Raw genomic sequence first — 18,791 nt, forward strand, 5'->3', positions numbered from 1 at the left:
ATTTTTTTTTTTCTATGGGTGTCTTATTTTTTTTTGAACTCTCATCCTGTCTGAAGGTCGAATGATATAACAATTTCGATGCAGTCCTTAATTTGACAGGAGGGAGTTTGACTATGGATGGTTATCCTATTGATAGAAAAATTGATGCCAATGCTCTAAAAATTAGCGAAATTAGCGTGCCAGCCAAGAAAACAAAAAAGCTGGTTGATTCATCTTCAAAGATAATAGCCATCTGCTCTGGTCTCAACGAGCAACTCAATATATCGTCAACTCAAATGATGAAGCCAGAGAAAGCGAGAACCGTATCCTTGACGGATTCCTCGCTGCAAAAGGCTTCCCATGCCTTCGATTTCCGTTTTGTCGCCAGTGATGATGAGGTTCGACGACTTTTAGTTACCCAAACCTGCGATGAACATCGGGATGTCACCCTTATTTCCCATCCCGATGACCTTTCACAGGCTAATCTGGTGAGCCGGTTGAGCATTTTCGACGATGGCCGCCAGGTTCTGGGTTCAGGCAAGCTGTTTGAAGGTTCCCAGCCACTCACTCTGGTGATCGATATCCGAAAGCTCACCAGCGAGGATCTGCCAAAATTTAACGATCTACTGGACCCGGCTAACCCCTGTCTTTACGACAAAGTCAGCCAGAAAAAGCGCCCTCTGGGAGAACATGTTGCTCTGCTGGTCGTGGCAGATCACAGACAGCTGGCATTGGTTGGCCAGCGTGATGACGCCTTGGGGACCAATGCTCCGGGCGCTGATTTCTGGCGGCGAATTAATCGACCCGAAAATACCTGGCAGTTCGACACAAAGACCGGCAATGATCCATCGATGAAAATTGACAAAGTTTCCCCGGTATTGACTGAACTGCCCTGCTCTGAAAGCGCCATGGATGACAAGAATACGGTTCTTATTGACTGCCACTTGCACAGTCACTGGCGACAGTTACTTCTGGGCGGCCCCGGTGTGGATCAACAGGGGCGAATCCGGCACATCGCCGGCAGGCTTGAATCTCTGAGGGCCGGACAGCGGGTGATTCTGAAAGGGGCCAATTGGAAGGACCTGACCTTTGAACAGACGATTCGGCAGATGCTGGCGCAACAGTCCTTTGAGAGCAATGGGAAGATTTGCCCGTTACCCGATGATGTTAAGTTTTACCGGATGCCAGTGAGGAATGACGAGCTTTATTCACTGTTCCAAAGTCTGTCTCACTCTTCTGACAAAGAAAGTAACAAAGAACTTGATAAAAAGCAGGCACACGCAAACCCGATCATCATTAACCGCTGTAATATCTCGCAATGGCTGAGCCCTATTGCTATTGCCCCGGAAGGCTATGCAGTCCCTAACACCTGCCTGTTGAAGCAGGTTAGGGCGGGGGGGGCAGTCACCGTAACGTCTCCCCTCACTGAGGCACATTGGTTTCGTTTGCTGGGTTCATTGCAGACTATTCGCGAGACGACAGGCCTGAACCCGCAACTGCTGGTGGCTTATTCAAGACGGCAGCCGAAAGCCCTGGGATTGGCAGAAAACCATGAGCAATCTCTGTTCAAGAGCCTTCAGCTACAGAAAAAAGTCAGAGATCACGCAGCCTTTGATACTGTCACTTATCAGCAACATGTCGAGGCAAGTTATTGGCTAAATAATCAGCAGGAAGCACCTCTGGTGATTCGGGTCAGTGAACAGACCGGCTTTAGCCAACTCTTTGATAATATCCATATCACCTCGGAACAAAAGGCACATTTTGAACGCAGTCAGAGTGCGTTGCAGAAGGCATTGACCGCTGGCAAGCCGGTTGTATTCCTGGGACTGGAGACTAATCCAACGCTTCAGCAGCTTCTGGAGCCTCTGTTTGTTGGCGAACCTCTGTTAGTGAATGGCCAATTGCAGGCGTACCCACAAGCTCATATCACAATACTCTGGCCCAGGTCTGCGAGAAGTCGATCTTCAATAGTTAATTCGATGGTTGAAACGGGCAACCCGTGTCCTGAGGTTGGTGTCTGGGATATCAATGTCCTCAGGCATGGTATCCCCCGGGCCAAGCTGCCAGAACAAGCGCTTCACACACTTTATGAAGCATTTGAAACCGTACCTGCCGACCTTTGTAAACCCTTGCCTGAAATAACCGAAGGGTTGTTGAATAACCTGATACTGGCTGCCCGGCAGGCACAACAGGTTGACCATTCGCCACAACTCCGCCCCTGCCACTGGCGCAAGGCTATCAATAGCGTCATCACCCACGGCACCCGGCAGTGTCCACCAGTGCGGGATTTTATGAAAGTGGCTTGTTTGCTCTTGTTGCCGGATAAGACGCCGGATGCCCATAACAAGCCGGATAAGGATCAAGCCGCCTCGGTAGATCCGGATCGCTTAACTGCCATCATCAACAGTGCCTTGTGGGTGGATAGAGGCTTTGTAATACAGAACCTCTGGCAACTGGCCAGAGCTTTTGACGTGGGATTATTTAATGAAGAATTAGAGTTGTCCTATGAAAGTCCATTCCCGGAGTTTGGTGCAGAAGAATTTCTGAACAGGCTCTGTGCCATGATCACGGCCCATGCACCTGAAAAACGACGAGATGCCATAGCCTATCAGTTGCAAGTCGATCTGGAATCAACAGAGCCTTACTCACTATCAGCCATCAGGCCATCAAGACAGATTAAACGTTTGCAGGATGCACTGGCTTCTGGCTGGCAGTTACTTTTGCCATCCGGGCAGACCCGATCCGAGGTCATTCACGCTCTGGCCACTGATTGTTTTTATAGAGCCAGAACAGCGAATTCTGAGGCAGAAGGCATTGAACGCATAGAACACCGATTGGCTGAATCACTGCAATGGCAGGGTTCTATCAGTTCGCCCTTGTCAGCACTGGCCCGGGATCTTTATCACGGTTTGATAAGTCAGAAGGATCGTGAAAGTCGCCGATTATCCCGACTCCACGAACGGCTCGCGGACTCTCCCGTTATATTCCTGCAGGGAGAAACCGGCACCGGGAAAAGTTACTTTTCTGCCAAAATGGCAAGAGCTTCAGGACAAGCTTCAGTCATTTCTCTTGGACCTTCCGACAGCGAACAGACCCTGATGAAACGTTGGCAGTGGCAAGAACACGCCGATGGCGACCGCTCTATGGTGCAGCAAAACCGGGTGCTGATGGAATGGGCCAAGACCGAATCCGACAAAGACAGAGGCTGTATTGGAGGAGAGTACATAACTCTGGTTCTGGATGAAGCCAACCTGGCCCAGACCGGATTGCTGGCTTCATTGAATGGCTTATGGGAACCGAAACCCTGCGTTTATGTGAATGGTCATCCTGTCAAGGTCGGCCCGAAACACCGGGTGATTCTCACCGGTAACGGGGGTCATTACACCGGGCGCCAAATGGACCCGGCCCTGAAAGAGAAACTGCCCAGAGTTTACTACCCCCGCCTGGATCAGGCATTCCTTCGGGACAGGGTGGTGGAACCGGCTCTGGCCAAGCATTTACAACGGCATCTGCTGGAGCAGCAAATAAACGACATTGCACACAGTGCCACCAAAGCTGTGATGACACTCTGGCAATATTATCAGGAACTGCTGCCCGAGCATGAGTTTACTCCCAGGGATTTAACCGATATCTGCAGTTGGGTGGGTTGGTATCTGGATCGTGCCCTGCCCGCTTGCGGCAGTGTGACCTGTAAGCAAATAAACAGTTTGATTCAACACAGTTTTCGGGATGTACTGGGGCCGGAAATCACCGAAACTCATCAGGAGGCCCTGTCGGCACTGGAAACCTGGTTTGCTACCCGTTACGAACCGGAGAACACCCTGAGCGACAGAGTTCATAACAAGACCCTGTCAGATATTCAGCAAACCTTCAGTGCAGTCACCAGAGAAATCCGACCAGACTTTGATACCTCGGGATCGGCAGTCCGTGAACTGGCACAACGGCTTGGGCAGGATTTAAATCGCTGTCAGCAGGCTTATCATCTCAAAATAAAACACGGCGGTCGTCAGGCGACACTGATTGAAGGTCCGGCCGGACGGGGCAAGGATGCCACGCTGAACCTGGTGATTGAAAGTGTCAGACAGCAGGCTGAAAAACGGCAAGAATCCATGCCGGAAGTCTTTTACCTGAATGCCTGTGATTGTTCCTGGGACAAAGTGTGTGAAGTGATCCAGAAGGCAAAGCTGGAAGGCGGCATAGTGGTGATTTCAGAAATGAATCTGATCGACAGCCAGCATCTGGAAGGTGAATTGAACGATATTCTGGCCGGTGAAGCCCATCCGGGTTTCCACCTGTTTGCCACCATCAACCCGCCTGAGTACAGCGGGCGAAAACCCTTATCACCGGCACTGAAAGGGCGTTTTCGACATTTGCCCATCCGGCAGTACAACGCGACCGAATTACAGACCATTGCCGAAAAAGTGTTGCCAGAGTCCTCACAAGGGACATTCGCCGCCAAGATTCTAACAGAAAAACATTGTCGTTTAAGGGCTCACCTGCAACTCAAAAAACTGCCATTGCAACCGACCAGCCTTGATTTACAGAATGTTGCCAGGGCTATCACCAGAGGAGGCGATTTTAGCGAAAAAGCCGTTCATCAATGCCTCAATGAGCACTACCGGCTTTACCTGATGGCAGCAGACCTGTCGCTGGAGAAACTGCCAGAGCCATCGGCTCTGACCACAGGTAAAGGAGAGCCTGCTTCTGAACTTTGCAATTGGTTCAACCAGACAGTAAAGGGAATTAACCGCCCGTGGTTGATACGAAACTCTGATCACAAAAGCATTGATGAAGAGCGCCATGAAATAAGTATTGAGGCCAATCTGAATGAAGCCGAAGCCAAAACAGAAATTATCGGGATGGTGGCTCAGGCAAAATGGCTGGCATCCGGTTTTTCCCTGGAGCCAGACAAGTCGGACGATATTCTCACCCGGGCACTGTACCGACACTGGCAGCAAAGCTGGTTTGATCGTGAGTTTGGCCGGACGGGCGTGAAAGCTAATCTTATATTTCCCCTGACGAAAGAAGAGGAACAAACCCTGAAAATGCCGGCTTGCCAGCCTTATCTGCGCGAGACTGATAAGCAGATAACGGCATGGAAAGCCGATGAAGTTCAATGGTGGCCTGCGTTCTGGCATCAGATAAGTGATCTGCCAAACCATTGGATGGACAATTCTGAAAAATACAATCCAGAAGTCCTCGAGAAAGAGGCTAAGACACTGGACCAGATAACAAACTATGAATGTCTGGAGAAACCAAAAGTTGACGTTTATGAGGTTTTTAATTCGCGCTGCCATTCTGCTGCGATGTATCGCTGGCGGGCAGTGGATACCTACGTAACTGCTGAGGGTAATATCAAACAGATCAGTCTTGATGGTATACACATTCTGGGGGTCGAAACCCTCATACCTGCGCGGTTACCGGGGCCTGACAAGGAAGTGACATTAACCAGCAAGCAAACGCTGGCGACCTTTACCCTGTCATCAAAGAATGGCCAGTTTGCATTGCCCAGCCTGACGCCCAACGACCATATCGTGGCCCTTCGTATAGAATCCGATTTGCCATATACCCTGATCAGAGACCGATATAACGGGCTACACACACTGTTTGTTTCCGGGATGTCTGTTTCCGGGATTAATGCTGAACAGAGTATTCAATTTGCTTATATCGTAGAACCCAGAGAACCGGGTAGAAAAGAAGCCCGGCCAGAACAATCAACATGGTTAGACACCCACTGTTCAGAAGGTATGATTACTGTACTGGAGAAACTGTTTAAGAGCATTGAACAACAACCAATCGAAATACAGGAGCCTTTGCGGTCAATAGAAAATGCTGGAGACACCAGGCAACGCATTGAGGCAATCACTGAGTATTGCCGACAGTTTTCCGGTGCGTCTCAACCAGAGAGTGCTAAAAATTTCTTTGCATTCCTCGTAACACACCGGCAAGGTAGCTGCCGTCATCGTGTGCCTGTTTTTATTGCTTTTTGTCGTTATTTCGGGATTCCATGTCGGCAAATTAATAACCGTATCCACTGCTTTGCCGAGTACTCGGTGGATGAACGCCAAACCTGGGAATCAGTGGATTTAGGCGGAGCGCCAATACGGCCAAAAGCAATCACTCCTCAATTCCAGCTCATCAGGAAGGTCCGTAGTGCCAGCACTGCATCAAAGAAGATTAAGAATCTCCTGAAAGGAGCTGATTTAGCACAACAGCAAACGTTGGCTGCAGCCTCTGGAATAAGCCTTGAGGAACTGAAAAAAAACCTTGAGACAGACAGTGCATTGCCAGAAAGCAATCCAGGTATTCCCGAATTATTAAATAACCTTTTTAAGGAAAAAAGTTTATCCGCTTTTTCCATGGCTGCCTCAGTGATCGAGTCACTGGGGAGAGAAGAGTTGGATCATTTCAATTTGAAATTTAAACCCATATCGGAGGCAATCCATCAAATATTGTCCAACAGTGATGAAGATCAGGTCAGTGAACAACTCAAGTCACTCCATTCAAAAATTATTCTTCAGGTCGGCCTCCCCCCTTACAATTGGCTGACTACAATGGTTCATCTACTTCATGAAAGTGACCTGACCAGGCCTTCGATTCTTCAATTGACCCGTAAAGCCATGGCATGGGGTTGGCTGGATCCTGTGCCGGACTACGATAGCAAGATTATGGGAGCCAATATACACCACGACCTTTTGGTGCGTCTGGAAGGTATCGATGAATTGCAGGTCGGCGCCACCCATTGCCTGAAAAAGTTGTATAAGCAGTTATTTTCGTTGAAAAAAAATAGCCAGAAGTGGCGGATGGCTTATCAACGCTACCAGGAAAAAAATGGTAATGCCTTCTTGTCCATCACTCATTGTTATGAAGGTTTTTCAGCATTTCTGGAAGATAAAATTGTCAGCTCATCTCTACAGAACGCCTGGACAGACGAACCTGAGGGCATTCCGAATATAGAACGAATGCTGGTGCATCATCCTGCGTTTGTGAAGCTAACCTCAGGCAAGGCGAACCACCGTCCGGTGATTATCATGGGGCAACCTCGCTGGGGCAATACGGTGTTTAATGAAAAGGCTGATACCCTGTATCAACGAATAATCAATAACAGCCCTTACCTGAAACCGTTATTGGAAGAAATCAAACTAAATCCCCACGGGGTGTCGTGGGATGACCAAAAGCTTCTGGATGATATAAAAACTAAATCCAAGCCCATGATTGAGCAGGCTTTCATTCAATACCTGTATTCAGTAACACACTCGAAAGGTGGTTGTTTAACCTATTGTTGGGGAGATGCTCTCTTCGGGGACTGCGAGGATCAACGTTACTATGGCGCTCATGATCCGTCTTCACCAGCAGAGCTGTTAGTCATGATGTGTAGTTTTCATAGCTCTTTAACGTTTCAGAATTCTGTTAAGGATGCCTACCTGCGGCAGGCACTCAACGCCAATAACGCTCTGATACTCAAATCCGCTGAGCTGACAGCCATTGCCGAAGAGTTTTTGAACAGCGTGAATTTGAATTCACTCTCTGAGTCACTGGATACCTGATAACCGTTTGGTCATGATCAGTTTTTCGAGATCGTTAAAATGGAACTTTAATCACACCTTAAGGTCTAACCACTAAACAATTTCAATAACTTCAAATGACAGTTGAGAGGGAGATTGACTATGGATGGCCAGATTGCTGGAAGTACCAAAAAACGCGTTTCTGATCCTGGCCTGCTTGATGATGGCATGGCAGCCAAGATGGCAAAGCTGGATGTATCGTCAAAGGAAAAGCAGGATGTAGAAATCTGCTCTGAAGTAAGGTCCAGACTAAAGAGATCGTCCTCTTCGGAGACTTTGCCTGACAAAGTGAGAACCATCTCTGCGGATTCCTCGCTCCAAAAGGCGACTCATTCCTTCGATTTTCGTTTTGTCGACAGTGATGACGAGGTTCGACAGCTTTTGGTTGCCAGAACCTGCGATGAACATCAGGATGTTACGGTTATTTCTCACCCCGACGACCTCTCACAGGCCAACTTGGTGAGCCGGTTGAGCATTTCCGAAGAGGGCCGTCACACTCTGAGTCCGGGCAAGCTCTTTGAAAGTTCACAGCCATTGACCCTGGTGATCGATATCCGAAAGCTCACCAGTGAGGAACTGCCTAAACTTAACGATCTACTGGACCCGGATAACCCCTGTCTGTTCGATAATGTCAGCCAGAAGAAACGCCCTCTGGGCGAACACGTTGCTCTGCTGGTGTTGGCAGACCCTGAACAGTTGGCATTGGTTGGTCGGCGTGAAGACGCACCCGGTGCTGATTTCTGGCGGCGAATTAATCGACCGGGCAATACCTGGCAGTTCGAAGCACAGACCGACTATGACTCATCGATAGAGATCGACGAGCTTCCTTCGCTATTGGCTGAACTCCCCTCTGCTGAAAGTACCACGGATGACGACAATACCGTTCTTATTGACTGCCACCTGCACAGTCACTGGCGACCGTTGCTGCTCGGCGGCCCTGGCGTGGATAAACAGGGGCGAATCCGGCACATCCCCGGCAGGCTTGAGTCATTGAAGACCGGGCAACGGGTGATTCTGAAGGGGGCTGACTGGAAAGATCTGGCCTTTGAACAGAGCATTCGTCAGATGCTGGCGCAACAGTGCTTTGAGAGCAATGGGAAGATCTGTCCGTTACCCGACGATGTTCAGTTTTATCAGATGCCGGTAGGGGATAACGAGCTTCATTCACTGTTCCAAAGTCTGTCCCACTCTTCTGTCAAAGAGGGTGACGATAGCGAGTGCACATCAGAAAAACCGATCATTATTAACCAGAGTAATATCAGGGACTGGCTGAGCCCGATTGCCATTGCCCCGGAAGGCTACGCAGTCCCTAACATCCGTCTGTTGGAACAAATTCAGGCAGGTGGTGCAGTCACCGTAACGTCTGCCCTCACTGAGGCAGATTGGTTCCGTTTGCTGGGCTCACTGCAAACTATTCTCGAAACAACAGGCCTGAAGCCCCGGCTTCAGGTGGCTGATTCAAAACGGCAGCCAGAAGCCCTGGGATTGGCAGAAAACGATAAGCACTCTTCGTCCAGCAGCTGTCAGCTGCAGCAAAAAATCAAAGATCAACGCGCTTTTAGTACCCTGACGTATCAGCATCATGCCCAGACCAGTCACTGGATAAATAGTCAGCAGGAAGTGCCTCTGGTCATTCAAGTCAATGAACAGACCAGCTTCAGCCAGCTATTTGATAACATTCATATTACTTCCGAACAAAAGGCGTATTTTGGACAACGTCAGAGTCAGTTGCAGAAGGCATTAACCTCTGGCAAGCCGGTTGTATTCCTGGGAATGGAGACTAGTCCAACACTTGCGCAGGTTCTGGAACCCCTGATTATAGGGCAACCTCTGTTAGTGAATGGCCAATTACAGGCGTACCCACAAGCACATGTCACCCTGCTTTGGCCTGAGTCTGCGAAGAGTCCGTCTTCAGTAGTCAATTTGATGGTCGCCATGGGTAAACCCTGTCCTGAGGTCGATCTCTGGCATATTAATGCTCGCAAGCATCAAATCCCGCAGACTGAGCTGCCAGAACAGGCAATTGCTAAACTTTACGAAGCGTTTGAAAGCGTACCTGCCCACCTTTGTAACCCTCTGCCTGAAATAACCGAAGAGTTGTTGAATAACCTGATACTGGCTGCCCGCCGGGCACAGCAGGTTAACCACTCCAAACAGCTCCTGTCTTGCCACTGGCGCAAGGCCATCAATAGCGTCATCACCCATGGCACCCGACAGCATCCTTCAGTGCGGGATTTTATGAAAGTAGCCTGTTGGCACCTGTTACCGGATAAGACGCCGGACCAGGATCAAGCCGCCTCGGTAGACCCGGATCGGTTAAACGCCATCATCAACAGTGCCCTGCCATTGAATAGAGTGTTTGTGGAACAGAACCTGTGGCCACTGGCCCGAGCCTTTGACCCGGCAGTCTTTAAAGGTATCCAATTACAACTGTCCTATAAAAGTCCATTTCCAGAGCAAGGTGAAAAAGACGTTATGGACAGGCTCTGTGCCATGATCCTGGCCCATGCGCCTGAAAAACAACGGGATGCTATAGCCTATCAGCTGGCAGTCGATCCGGCGGCAACAAAGCCCTGGCAATCCCTGGCCATCAAGCCAACCAGACAGATTAAACGTTTGCAAGATGCACTGGCTTCTGGCTGGCAGTTACTTCTGCTATCGGGGCAGACCCGATCCAATACCATTCACGCGCTGGCCACCGATTGTTTTCACATATCCAAAACAGCGAATGCGGAGGCAGAAGGCATTGAACGTATAAAACATCGACTCTCTGAATTACTGAAATGGCAGGGTTCCGCTGATGAGCCCCTGTCTGCACTGGCCAGGGATCTTTATTATGGCGAGATGAGTCAGGAAGATCGTGAAAGCCGTCGTTTATCCCGGCTCCATGACCGGATGACAGACTCTCCCGTTATATTCCTGCAGGGGGAAACCGGCACAGGGAAAAGTTACTTTTCTGCCAAATTGGCCAAGGCTTCGGGACAAGCTTCAGTCATTTCCCTTGGACCTTCCGACAGCGAACAGACCCTGATGAAACGCTGGCAGTGGCAACAACACGGCGATGGCGACCGCTCTATGGCGGAACAAAACCGGGCATTGATGGAATGGGCCAATACCAAATCCGACAAAGACGGAGAATACATTACCCTGGTGCTGGATGAGGCTAACTTGGCCGAAGCCGGATTGCTGGCGTCACTGAACGGCTTATGGGAACCGGAACCCTGCATCTACGTGAATGGTCATCCTGTCAAAGTCAGCGAAAAACACCGGGTAATTCTCACCGGCAACCCCGATCATTACTCCGGGCGCCAAATGGACCCGACCCTGAAAGAGAAACTGCCCAAGGCTTACTACCCGCGTCTGGATCAGGCTTTCCTTCGGGACAGAGTAGTAGAACCGGCTTTGCTCAATCATTTACAGCGCCACAAAATAAACGACATTGCACACAGGGCCAGCAAAAGTGTGATGGCACTGTGGCAATATTATCAGGAGCTGTTGCCCGACCATGAGTTTACCCCCAGGGATTTAACCGATATCTGCAGCTGGGTGGGTTGGTATCTGGATCGAGCGTTGTCCGAAGGCGACAGTGCCAGCTGTGAGCAGGTGAACAGTTTGATCCAGCAAAGTTTCCGGGATCTACTGGGTCCCGAAATCAGCGAGACTCAACAGGATGCCCTTTCGGCACTGGAAATCTGGTTTGCTGCCCGCTACCAACCGGACCACACCCTGCGCGACAGAGTTCATAACCACACCTTGCCGGATATTCAGCGGGACTTCGAAGCATTCACCAAAGAATTCCGACCTGAGTTTGATACCTCCGGATCGGCAGTCATTGATCTGGTGCAACATCTGGGACAGGATTTAAGCCGCTGTCAGCAGGCTTATCATCACGACAGAAAACACGGCGGCCGTCAGGCAACGCTGATTGAAGGCCCGGCTGGACGGGGTAAGGATGCCACGCTGAACCTGCTGATCAAAAGTGTTAAACAGCAAGCTGAAGAACGGGGAAAAACCATGCCAGAGGTCTTTCCCCTGAATGCCTGTGATTGTTCCTGGGAGCAACTGTGTGAAGTGATCCAGAAAGCAAAAGTAAAGGGCGGCATCGTAGTTATTTCGGAAATGAATCTGATCGACAGCCAGCATCTGGAAGGTGAGTTAAATGATATTCTGGCCGGTGATGCCCATCCGGGTTTCCATTTGTTTGCCACCATCAACCCACCCGAGTACAGCGGACGAAAACCCTTATCACCGGCTCTGAAAGGGCGTTTTCGACATTTGCCGATCCGACAGTACAATCAGACCGAATTGCAGACCATTGCCGAGAAAGTGTTGCCACTGACTCCAGAAGGGAAAACCGCAGCTAAAAAGCTGACTGAGCAACACTGTCGATTAAGGGCCTGCCTGCAACAGGGAAACCTGCCGTTGCAGCCGACCAGCCTTGATTTACAGAATGTCGCCAGAGCGGTTGACAAAGGGGGCGATTTTACCGAAAAAGCACTGCTTCAATGCCTCGATAAGCACTACCGGCTTTATCTGATGGCAGCCGAACTGTCGCTGGAGACACTGCCAGAACCACCCGCTCTCGCCATGGGTAAAAGTAAGTTTGATTCCGGACTTTGCGAATGGTTCATCCAAAGCGTACCCAACATTGATCGGCCGTGGTTGATACGAAAAAGTAACCTCGACAGTATTGATGAAAAAAACCACGAAATTCGTATTAAGGCGCGTCCGAATGAAGAGGAAGTCAAAGCGGAAATCATCAGGAGGGTGGCTCAGGCTAAATGGCAGGCATCTGGTCTCTCCCTGAAGCCGTATCAGTCCGGCGATATTCTCACCCGGGCACTTTACCGACACTGGCAGCAACGCTGGTTTAATGATGAGTTTGGCCGCACCGGCGTGAAGGCCGATGATGTATTCTCCATGACGAAAGAAGAGGAACAAACCCTGAAAACACCGGCCTGCCAGCCTTATCTTCGGGAGGCTGATAAGCTGATAGAGACATGGAATGCCCGTGACATTCAATTTTGGCCTGCATTCTGGCATCAGATGAGTGACCTGCCGAACCAAATGTTGAACGATTCTATTAACGAAGAGACGCAGGTTAAGGCATTGGCTGAAGAAACGGACTTTTGCGGCCTGGCTGCGAATGATGGTAACAAAACGACGGTGAATCGGGCATTGGGTCGGGAAACGGACTTTGAGAGACTAAAGAAGCCAACAGTGGAAGAGCATAAAATCTTCAATACTGAGAACCCTCCTCCCAGTATGTATCGCTACGAGGTGATAAATATTCGTGTGACTGCTAAGGGTGATATCGAATGTATCGATATTAATGATCAACACATTAAGGGAGTCGAAATCCTCACACCAGCCCCGTTACCCGGGCATGACCAGACAGTGACATTAACCAGTGATCAAACACTGGCAAGCTATAAAACACCACCACAAAGAGGCCAATATGTATTGCCCAGCCTGACACCTGACGACTATATTGTGGCACTGCGTATGGAACCCAATTTGCCATATAAACTGATCAGGGATCGGTATACCGGGCTTCACACAGTGTTTATTCCCGGCGCCGGAGCCAATCAGAGTATTCAGTTCGACTATGTCGTGGAATCCAGAAAACCGGGCAAAAAAACATTGGCTAATGAAGCCCAATCCGAAGGATCAGATCCATCAGCACGTTTTGATGCCCACTGCTCAGAAGGTATGAAAACCGTACTGAACGAACTGTTCAAGACCATTGCCGATCACCCGCCGGAAATACAGCAGATTTTGCGGGCAATAAAAAACGCAGAAACCACAACACAACGAGTTAAGGCGATCTCGGACTATTGCCGACAGTTTTCCGGTAAAGCTAAACCGAAACGCAAAAAAAATCTCTTTCACTTCCTCGTCACGCAGCGGCAAGGCTCCTGTCGTCATCGAGTGCCTGTTTTTATTGCTTTTTGCCGTTATTTCGGGATTCCATGTCGGCAAACAAATAGCCTCAACCACGGCTTTGGTGAGTATTCAGTGGATGGAGGTCGAACCTGGGAGTCTGAGTCTTTTGGCGGGCAACCTGTAGAGGAAAAGGAAATCAAACCTGAATTCCAGCCTGTCAGGAAGGCAAATGCTCCCAGCACGCCCGCCAGAAAGGGTAATCCTTCCGGTACAGGCACCAGAAAGGAAAATGCTTCCGGCACGCCCACCAGAATGGCAAATGCTTCCGGCACTTCCACCAGAATGGCAAATGCTTCCGGCACGCCCACCAGAATGGCAAATGCTTCCGGCACTTCCACCAGAATGGCAAATGATTCCGGCACTTCCACCAGAATGGCAAATGCTTCCGGCACTTCCACCAGAATGGCAAATGCTTCCGACACTTCCACCAGAATGGCAAATGCTTCCGGCACTTCCACCAGAATGGCAAATGCTTCCGGCACTTCCACCAGAATGGCAAATGCTTCTGGCACGCCCACCAGAATGAAAAGTGCTGTCAGCGCTGCGTTAGCGAATTTTATAGGTCTTTTGAAAGATGCTGTTATAGCAAAACATCAAAGTGCCTATGCTGAGAGCCTCGAAGAACTGGACAACGCCGATGAGGCAGACTGTGAATTGCCGGAAACCAATCCAGGCACCGCCGAAATGGTCTTGAAACTTTGGAAACAAAAAGATCTAACCAGTTTTTCCATGGGTGTCTCAATGTTACTGGAGCAAGAAGCATTGGGCGATGCAGAGAAGAAATTGATCGAAGAGTTCTATTTTTTAGCCCGGATTGAGTCCCCGATGACGGCGACAGTCAGAGAAATATTGCTCAATAATGATGGAGATCAGGTCACTGAACAACTCAAGTTATTGTACTCAAAAATGATTGTTCAGGGCGGTGCAGACCCTTACGAATGGTTTAAATCAATAGTGGAGATTCTGAAACGCAGGATCTTGACCGACCCTGCGGTTATTCACTTTGCCCATGAAGCCCTGAAATCAGGTTGGCTGGACCCAGTGCCGACCAATGGGGGCCATACTGAACAGGCCAGTTATTATTATGATCTATTGAGGGAGCTGGCAAAGTTCGATGAACTGAAGGTCGAAGCTACCCATTGCCTGAAAAAGTGGTATAGGAAATTATGGTCCAGAGAAAAAAATAGTCAGGTATGGCGGTTGGCTTATGAGCACTTCCGGGAGAGGGAAGGTTATGGCTTTTTCATCACTCATTGTCATGACGGGTTTTCACGATACCTGGAAGATAGCATTATCAGCTCATCTATACAGAACGCCTGGACAGACCAACCTGAGGGCATTCCCAATATAGAACGAATGCTGGCACACCGTCCCGCGTTTCCACAATCAGTCTCAGGCAAGAAGAATCACCGTCCGGTGATTATCATAGGGGGATCTTTCTGGTGCGACACAGTGATTAAAGAAAAGGTCAAGGCTCTGTTCCAACAAAAAGTTAAGAACAATCCGGACTTGAAGGCAAAATTGGAAAGAATCAATCAATATAAGGAAACTGCGGCAGCGCTTGAAGATTACACCAACTCTGAGCGAAATAGGATTGAAGAGCTTGAAACATCCATGGATCAACAACAAAATCAAGCTCAAAAAGAAGAATATAGGAGAAGAATGCTTGCTATCAAAAGAACGCACGAATCCATTCGCAGAAGTTACCAAGCTAGCCTGAAGTCATTAGAGCTGTCGGATGAAGAGAAAAATCTTCCTGACATCTTAAAAGACAAATGCAGGCAAGCGATTCAGCAGGCCTTCAGCCATTACCTGTATGAATTGACACACTCGAAAGGCGGCTGCCTGACGTATTGTTGGGACGATGCTGCCATCATGCCCAAGAATGATTACCACTGTGGCTCTCATGCCCCATCTTCACCAGAAGAGCTCTGTGCCATGATGTCCAGGGTTCAAGGCTCTTCCGCAAACTCTTCTATTGAGGACTCCTACTTAAGGCAGGTTCTCAACGCCAATAACGCTCTGGTACTCAGATCTGATAAGATGACGATAATTGCCGATGAGTTTTTGAAAAGCGTGAATTTGAGCTCAATTTATGACTCATTGAGCCTGTCATAAAAAATAACGAGGCTTTAACATGAGGCAACAGAGTCAGCTGGCACTGCTGGATAAAAGACGCTTTCTACCTTTTTTCCTGACCCAGTTTCTGGGTGCTTTTAACGACAACCTCTATAAAAACTGCCTGTTACTGATGGCGGCATTCGCTGCAGCAGAAAACCTGCCACTTAACTCAGATCTATACATCAACCTGGCTGCTGGCCTGTTTATTCTTCCTTTCTTTCTTTTTTCCAGTGCTGCCGGGCAGATCTGTGACAAATATGAAAAGTCGATGATTATCCGCCGGGTCAAACTGCTGGAAATTGTCACCATGGCGGTCGCTTCCGGCTTTATCATTACCCAGAACTACCTGATCCTGTTGGTTCTGCTGTTCCTGATGGGGGTTCAAAGCGCTTTTTTCGGGCCGGTTAAATACGCCATTATTCCCCAGCACCTGAATGAAAATGAACTGATTGGCGGCAATGCTCTGGTAGAAATGGGTACTTTTGTTGCCATACTGTCGGGTACGCTGGGTGCAGGTATTTTGATTGAACAGACTGATGCTACTGCCTGGGTGGCCGTTTCTGTCGTTCTGTTTGCCGTTCTGGGTTATTTGGCGTCTCTATTTATACCCGGGGCTGCAGCGGCTGATCCCGACCTGAAAATCAACTGGAACCTCTTTCAGCAGACCCTGACTATAATCCGGAAAACCCGATCAAACGACAGCGTTCACAAATCCATTATTGCCATTTCCTGGTTCTGGGCTCTGGGGGCTGCTTATTTGACACAGCTTCCCAACCTGGCCAGCGAGACCCTGAAAGGCAGTCCACAAGTCGTCAGTGTCATGCTGGCGATATTCATCATTGGCGTCGCTGCCGGTTCGCTGTTCTGTGGACGACTTTCCAAAGGTCATATTGAGCCGGGTATTGTACCCATTGGTGCCCTGGGTCTGAGCCTGTTCGGAATTGATTTGTATTTCGCTGTCACTCCTGCCACAACGACAAACTTACTGACCATTGATGCCTTTATGGAAAACAGTGAGAATCTGAGAGTTTTGCTGGATCTGGGCATGATTGGTTTTTTCAGCGGCCTGTTTATCGTTCCTCTGTATGCCATGGTTCAGCAGAGAACACCTGCGAACCGTCGTGCACAGACGATTGCTGCCCTGAATGTTCAGAATGCACTCTATATGGTGGTCAGTGCCTTGTCTGGCATGGTATTCCTGGGGTTCCTGGAGCTGTCCATTGAACAGTTTTTCCTGACACTTGGTGTACTCAACCTGCTGATCTGTGCCCTTATTTTCAGAAAAGTGCCGGAATTTATAGAACGTTTTGTCGCTCGCTTCGTTAAGAAAGTCGCCAGTGATTGAGTTCATTGTCGGTACTGCCGTATCGTGACATGAAACGACAACTATGTTGTAGCGGGGGGCTGCATAATGCTCGCACATTCATTATTGATCCTGTGCATAACCATTGGCAGTCCGCTGGATTTTTTTTGTTATGTTTTCTGGAATTATGCAAATTCTTTTTTACAATGAATTGCATTCGAAGTAATGAGGTTTATTTATGATAAGAATCAAGCTTCTTTCTATATTGATCTTTTTGACATCGGTTTCTTACGCCAGACCAACCATTAATTATTTTGAGTTATTGGGCTCATGGAATGGTGAGAGTGCCAGCCTTGACCATATCAATCTGGAATTTCATGGACTAAACACCTTCGCTTCTGAAAAACTGTTCATACTCTACAGAACTGAAGAAGATGAACGTACCGAGATCGGCCATGTAATGAGAGATGGTAGTTATGGGACCTACACTATGAATGTAACAACAGATGAGGGAATCTTAAGTCATAGCGCCTTATGGATTTCAGCTTCTCCCCCTGAAAATCCCGACTTGAATGGTGTTTTTTTAACAAAAGAAACCAATCTGGAAGAATTAAGAAAAATGCCTGGAAGAATGACCGCTTACATACGGTTAAAAAAAATTGCTACTGGGAAATTAGTCATTTGCTGGGAAGATTTTGATTACTACCTTCACAATCAGAGATTATTTTTTAGAGACTCCAATTTAAAAGAAAACAAAAAAATTTGGCCCTCGACAGATTCAAGCATTTGCTCAAGTGAAAGAGATATAATACTAAGAAAAGATGAGCTATGAAAACTCAATGTCAGCTTTCACTTTGTCGGGCAGAGTCCTTAAGCTGGATACTACGAGCGTAGGCTTTACCGGTGGTGACAGCAGCAGTGATTAGAAGTCTTACTTTTCATCCCCCCCTCAATCCCTGCATAATGCCCGCACATTCATTATTGACCTTTTTGCATGACCTTTATTGCGCCTCACTGTCAGGAACCTTTGACTGAGCTGTACCGTGACTCCGAACTGGTGGTCGTTGTTAAACCTGCGGGACTGTTAAGCGTTCCCGGCCGTCCACCCAACAATAAGGACAGTGCTCATGCGCGCCTGCTTGCCATTGAGCCGGAAACCCGGGTGGTCCACAGGCTGGATATGTCCACATCCGGGCTCATGGTGTTCGGCCTGAATGCAGCCAGCCACAGAGAACTGAGCCGACAGTTCCAGGATCGGGAAGTGGAGAAAGGGTACATTGCAGAAGTCTGGGGAACGCCGGAACAAGACTCCGGAGAGATATCCCTGCCATTGATTTGCGACTGGCCTAACCGACCCAGACAAAAGGTGGATCATGAGCAGGGAAAAAAGGCCCTGACCCGGTATTACTCCATGGCCGGTGATGGTAAACACGGCAGGGTCTGGCTGGAGCCCGTGACAGGCCGGTCTCACCAACTCAGGGTTCACCTGGCTGAGCTGGGACACCCTATTCTGGGCTGTGAGTTTTACGCTCATGATGAAGCCAGAGCAGCGTCTGACCGTTTGCGCCTGCACGCCAGCCTTCTGACATTCAAACACCCTGCCACGGCAGAAACCATGAGATTTGAGAGCCAGCCTCCTTTCTGAGGGCTGGCGGAGTTGAGTTTTTACAGGAAAAAAGTAAACAAGGGATTCATGCCCATAGCGGGAGCCAGAACAACAGGGTAACGGGCGAAAACGCCTATTGATGAGTGCGTTCACCCATTAAAGCGGCCACATGATACAGACGTGCAAATGTTAGAAAAGCAGAATTATTGCTTACTGATATATAAAAATACTGATAGATGGATTTTGTTCTAAGTAGAAACCTCGGAAAGAA

Annotated in this window: 5 protein-coding genes; all 5 read left to right on the forward strand. The window is 48.8% G+C overall.

Going from position 1 to position 18,791, the window contains the following annotated elements; translation table 11 throughout:
- The first annotated feature begins 113 nt into the window (after nucleotides 1-113).
- The 5 genes from ACO6VG_RS02200 to ACO6VG_RS02220 all read left to right on the forward strand — a co-directional run bounded on the left by ACO6VG_RS02200 (nucleotide 114) and on the right by ACO6VG_RS02220 (nucleotide 18,559).
- Complete coding sequence (locus ACO6VG_RS02200) at nucleotides 114-7,526, forward strand: AAA family ATPase (protein WP_422472499.1); 7,413 nt, start codon at nucleotides 114-116, stop codon at nucleotides 7,524-7,526.
- A 120-nt stretch (nucleotides 7,527-7,646) separates the two neighbouring features.
- Nucleotides 7,647-15,608: an AAA family ATPase gene (locus ACO6VG_RS02205; RefSeq protein ID WP_422472501.1), complete on the forward strand. Its 7,962-nt coding sequence runs from the start codon at nucleotides 7,647-7,649 to the stop codon at nucleotides 15,606-15,608.
- 19 nt (nucleotides 15,609-15,627) lie between these two features.
- Complete coding sequence (locus ACO6VG_RS02210; protein ID WP_422413307.1) at nucleotides 15,628-16,956, forward strand: MFS transporter; 1,329 nt, start codon at nucleotides 15,628-15,630, stop codon at nucleotides 16,954-16,956.
- 196 nt (nucleotides 16,957-17,152) lie between these two features.
- Entirely contained in the window at nucleotides 17,153-17,746 is a 594-nt protein-coding gene (locus ACO6VG_RS02215) for a hypothetical protein (protein ID WP_422135429.1), read from the forward strand.
- Nucleotides 17,747-17,908: 162 nt separating this feature from the next.
- The gene (locus tag ACO6VG_RS02220; protein ID WP_422472503.1) at nucleotides 17,909-18,559 is read left to right on the forward strand and encodes a pseudouridine synthase; all 651 of its coding nucleotides are present in this window, start codon (nucleotides 17,909-17,911) and stop codon (nucleotides 18,557-18,559) included.
- The last annotated feature ends 232 nt before the right edge of the window (nucleotides 18,560-18,791 follow it).

This window comes from Endozoicomonas sp. ALB032 (assembly GCF_049310125.1).
Classification (GTDB): Bacteria; Pseudomonadota; Gammaproteobacteria; order Pseudomonadales; family Endozoicomonadaceae; genus Endozoicomonas_A.

Coding starts and splice junctions, on each gene's coding strand:
- ACO6VG_RS02200 (WP_422472499.1), top strand. CDS start 114: ATGGATGGTTATCCTATTGATAGAAAAATTGATGCCAATGCTCTAAAA.
- ACO6VG_RS02205 (WP_422472501.1), top strand. CDS start 7,647: ATGGATGGCCAGATTGCTGGAAGTACCAAAAAACGCGTTTCTGATCCT.
- ACO6VG_RS02210 (WP_422413307.1), top strand. CDS start 15,628: ATGAGGCAACAGAGTCAGCTGGCACTGCTGGATAAAAGACGCTTTCTA.
- ACO6VG_RS02215 (WP_422135429.1), top strand. CDS start 17,153: ATGATAAGAATCAAGCTTCTTTCTATATTGATCTTTTTGACATCGGTT.
- ACO6VG_RS02220 (WP_422472503.1), top strand. CDS start 17,909: ATGACCTTTATTGCGCCTCACTGTCAGGAACCTTTGACTGAGCTGTAC.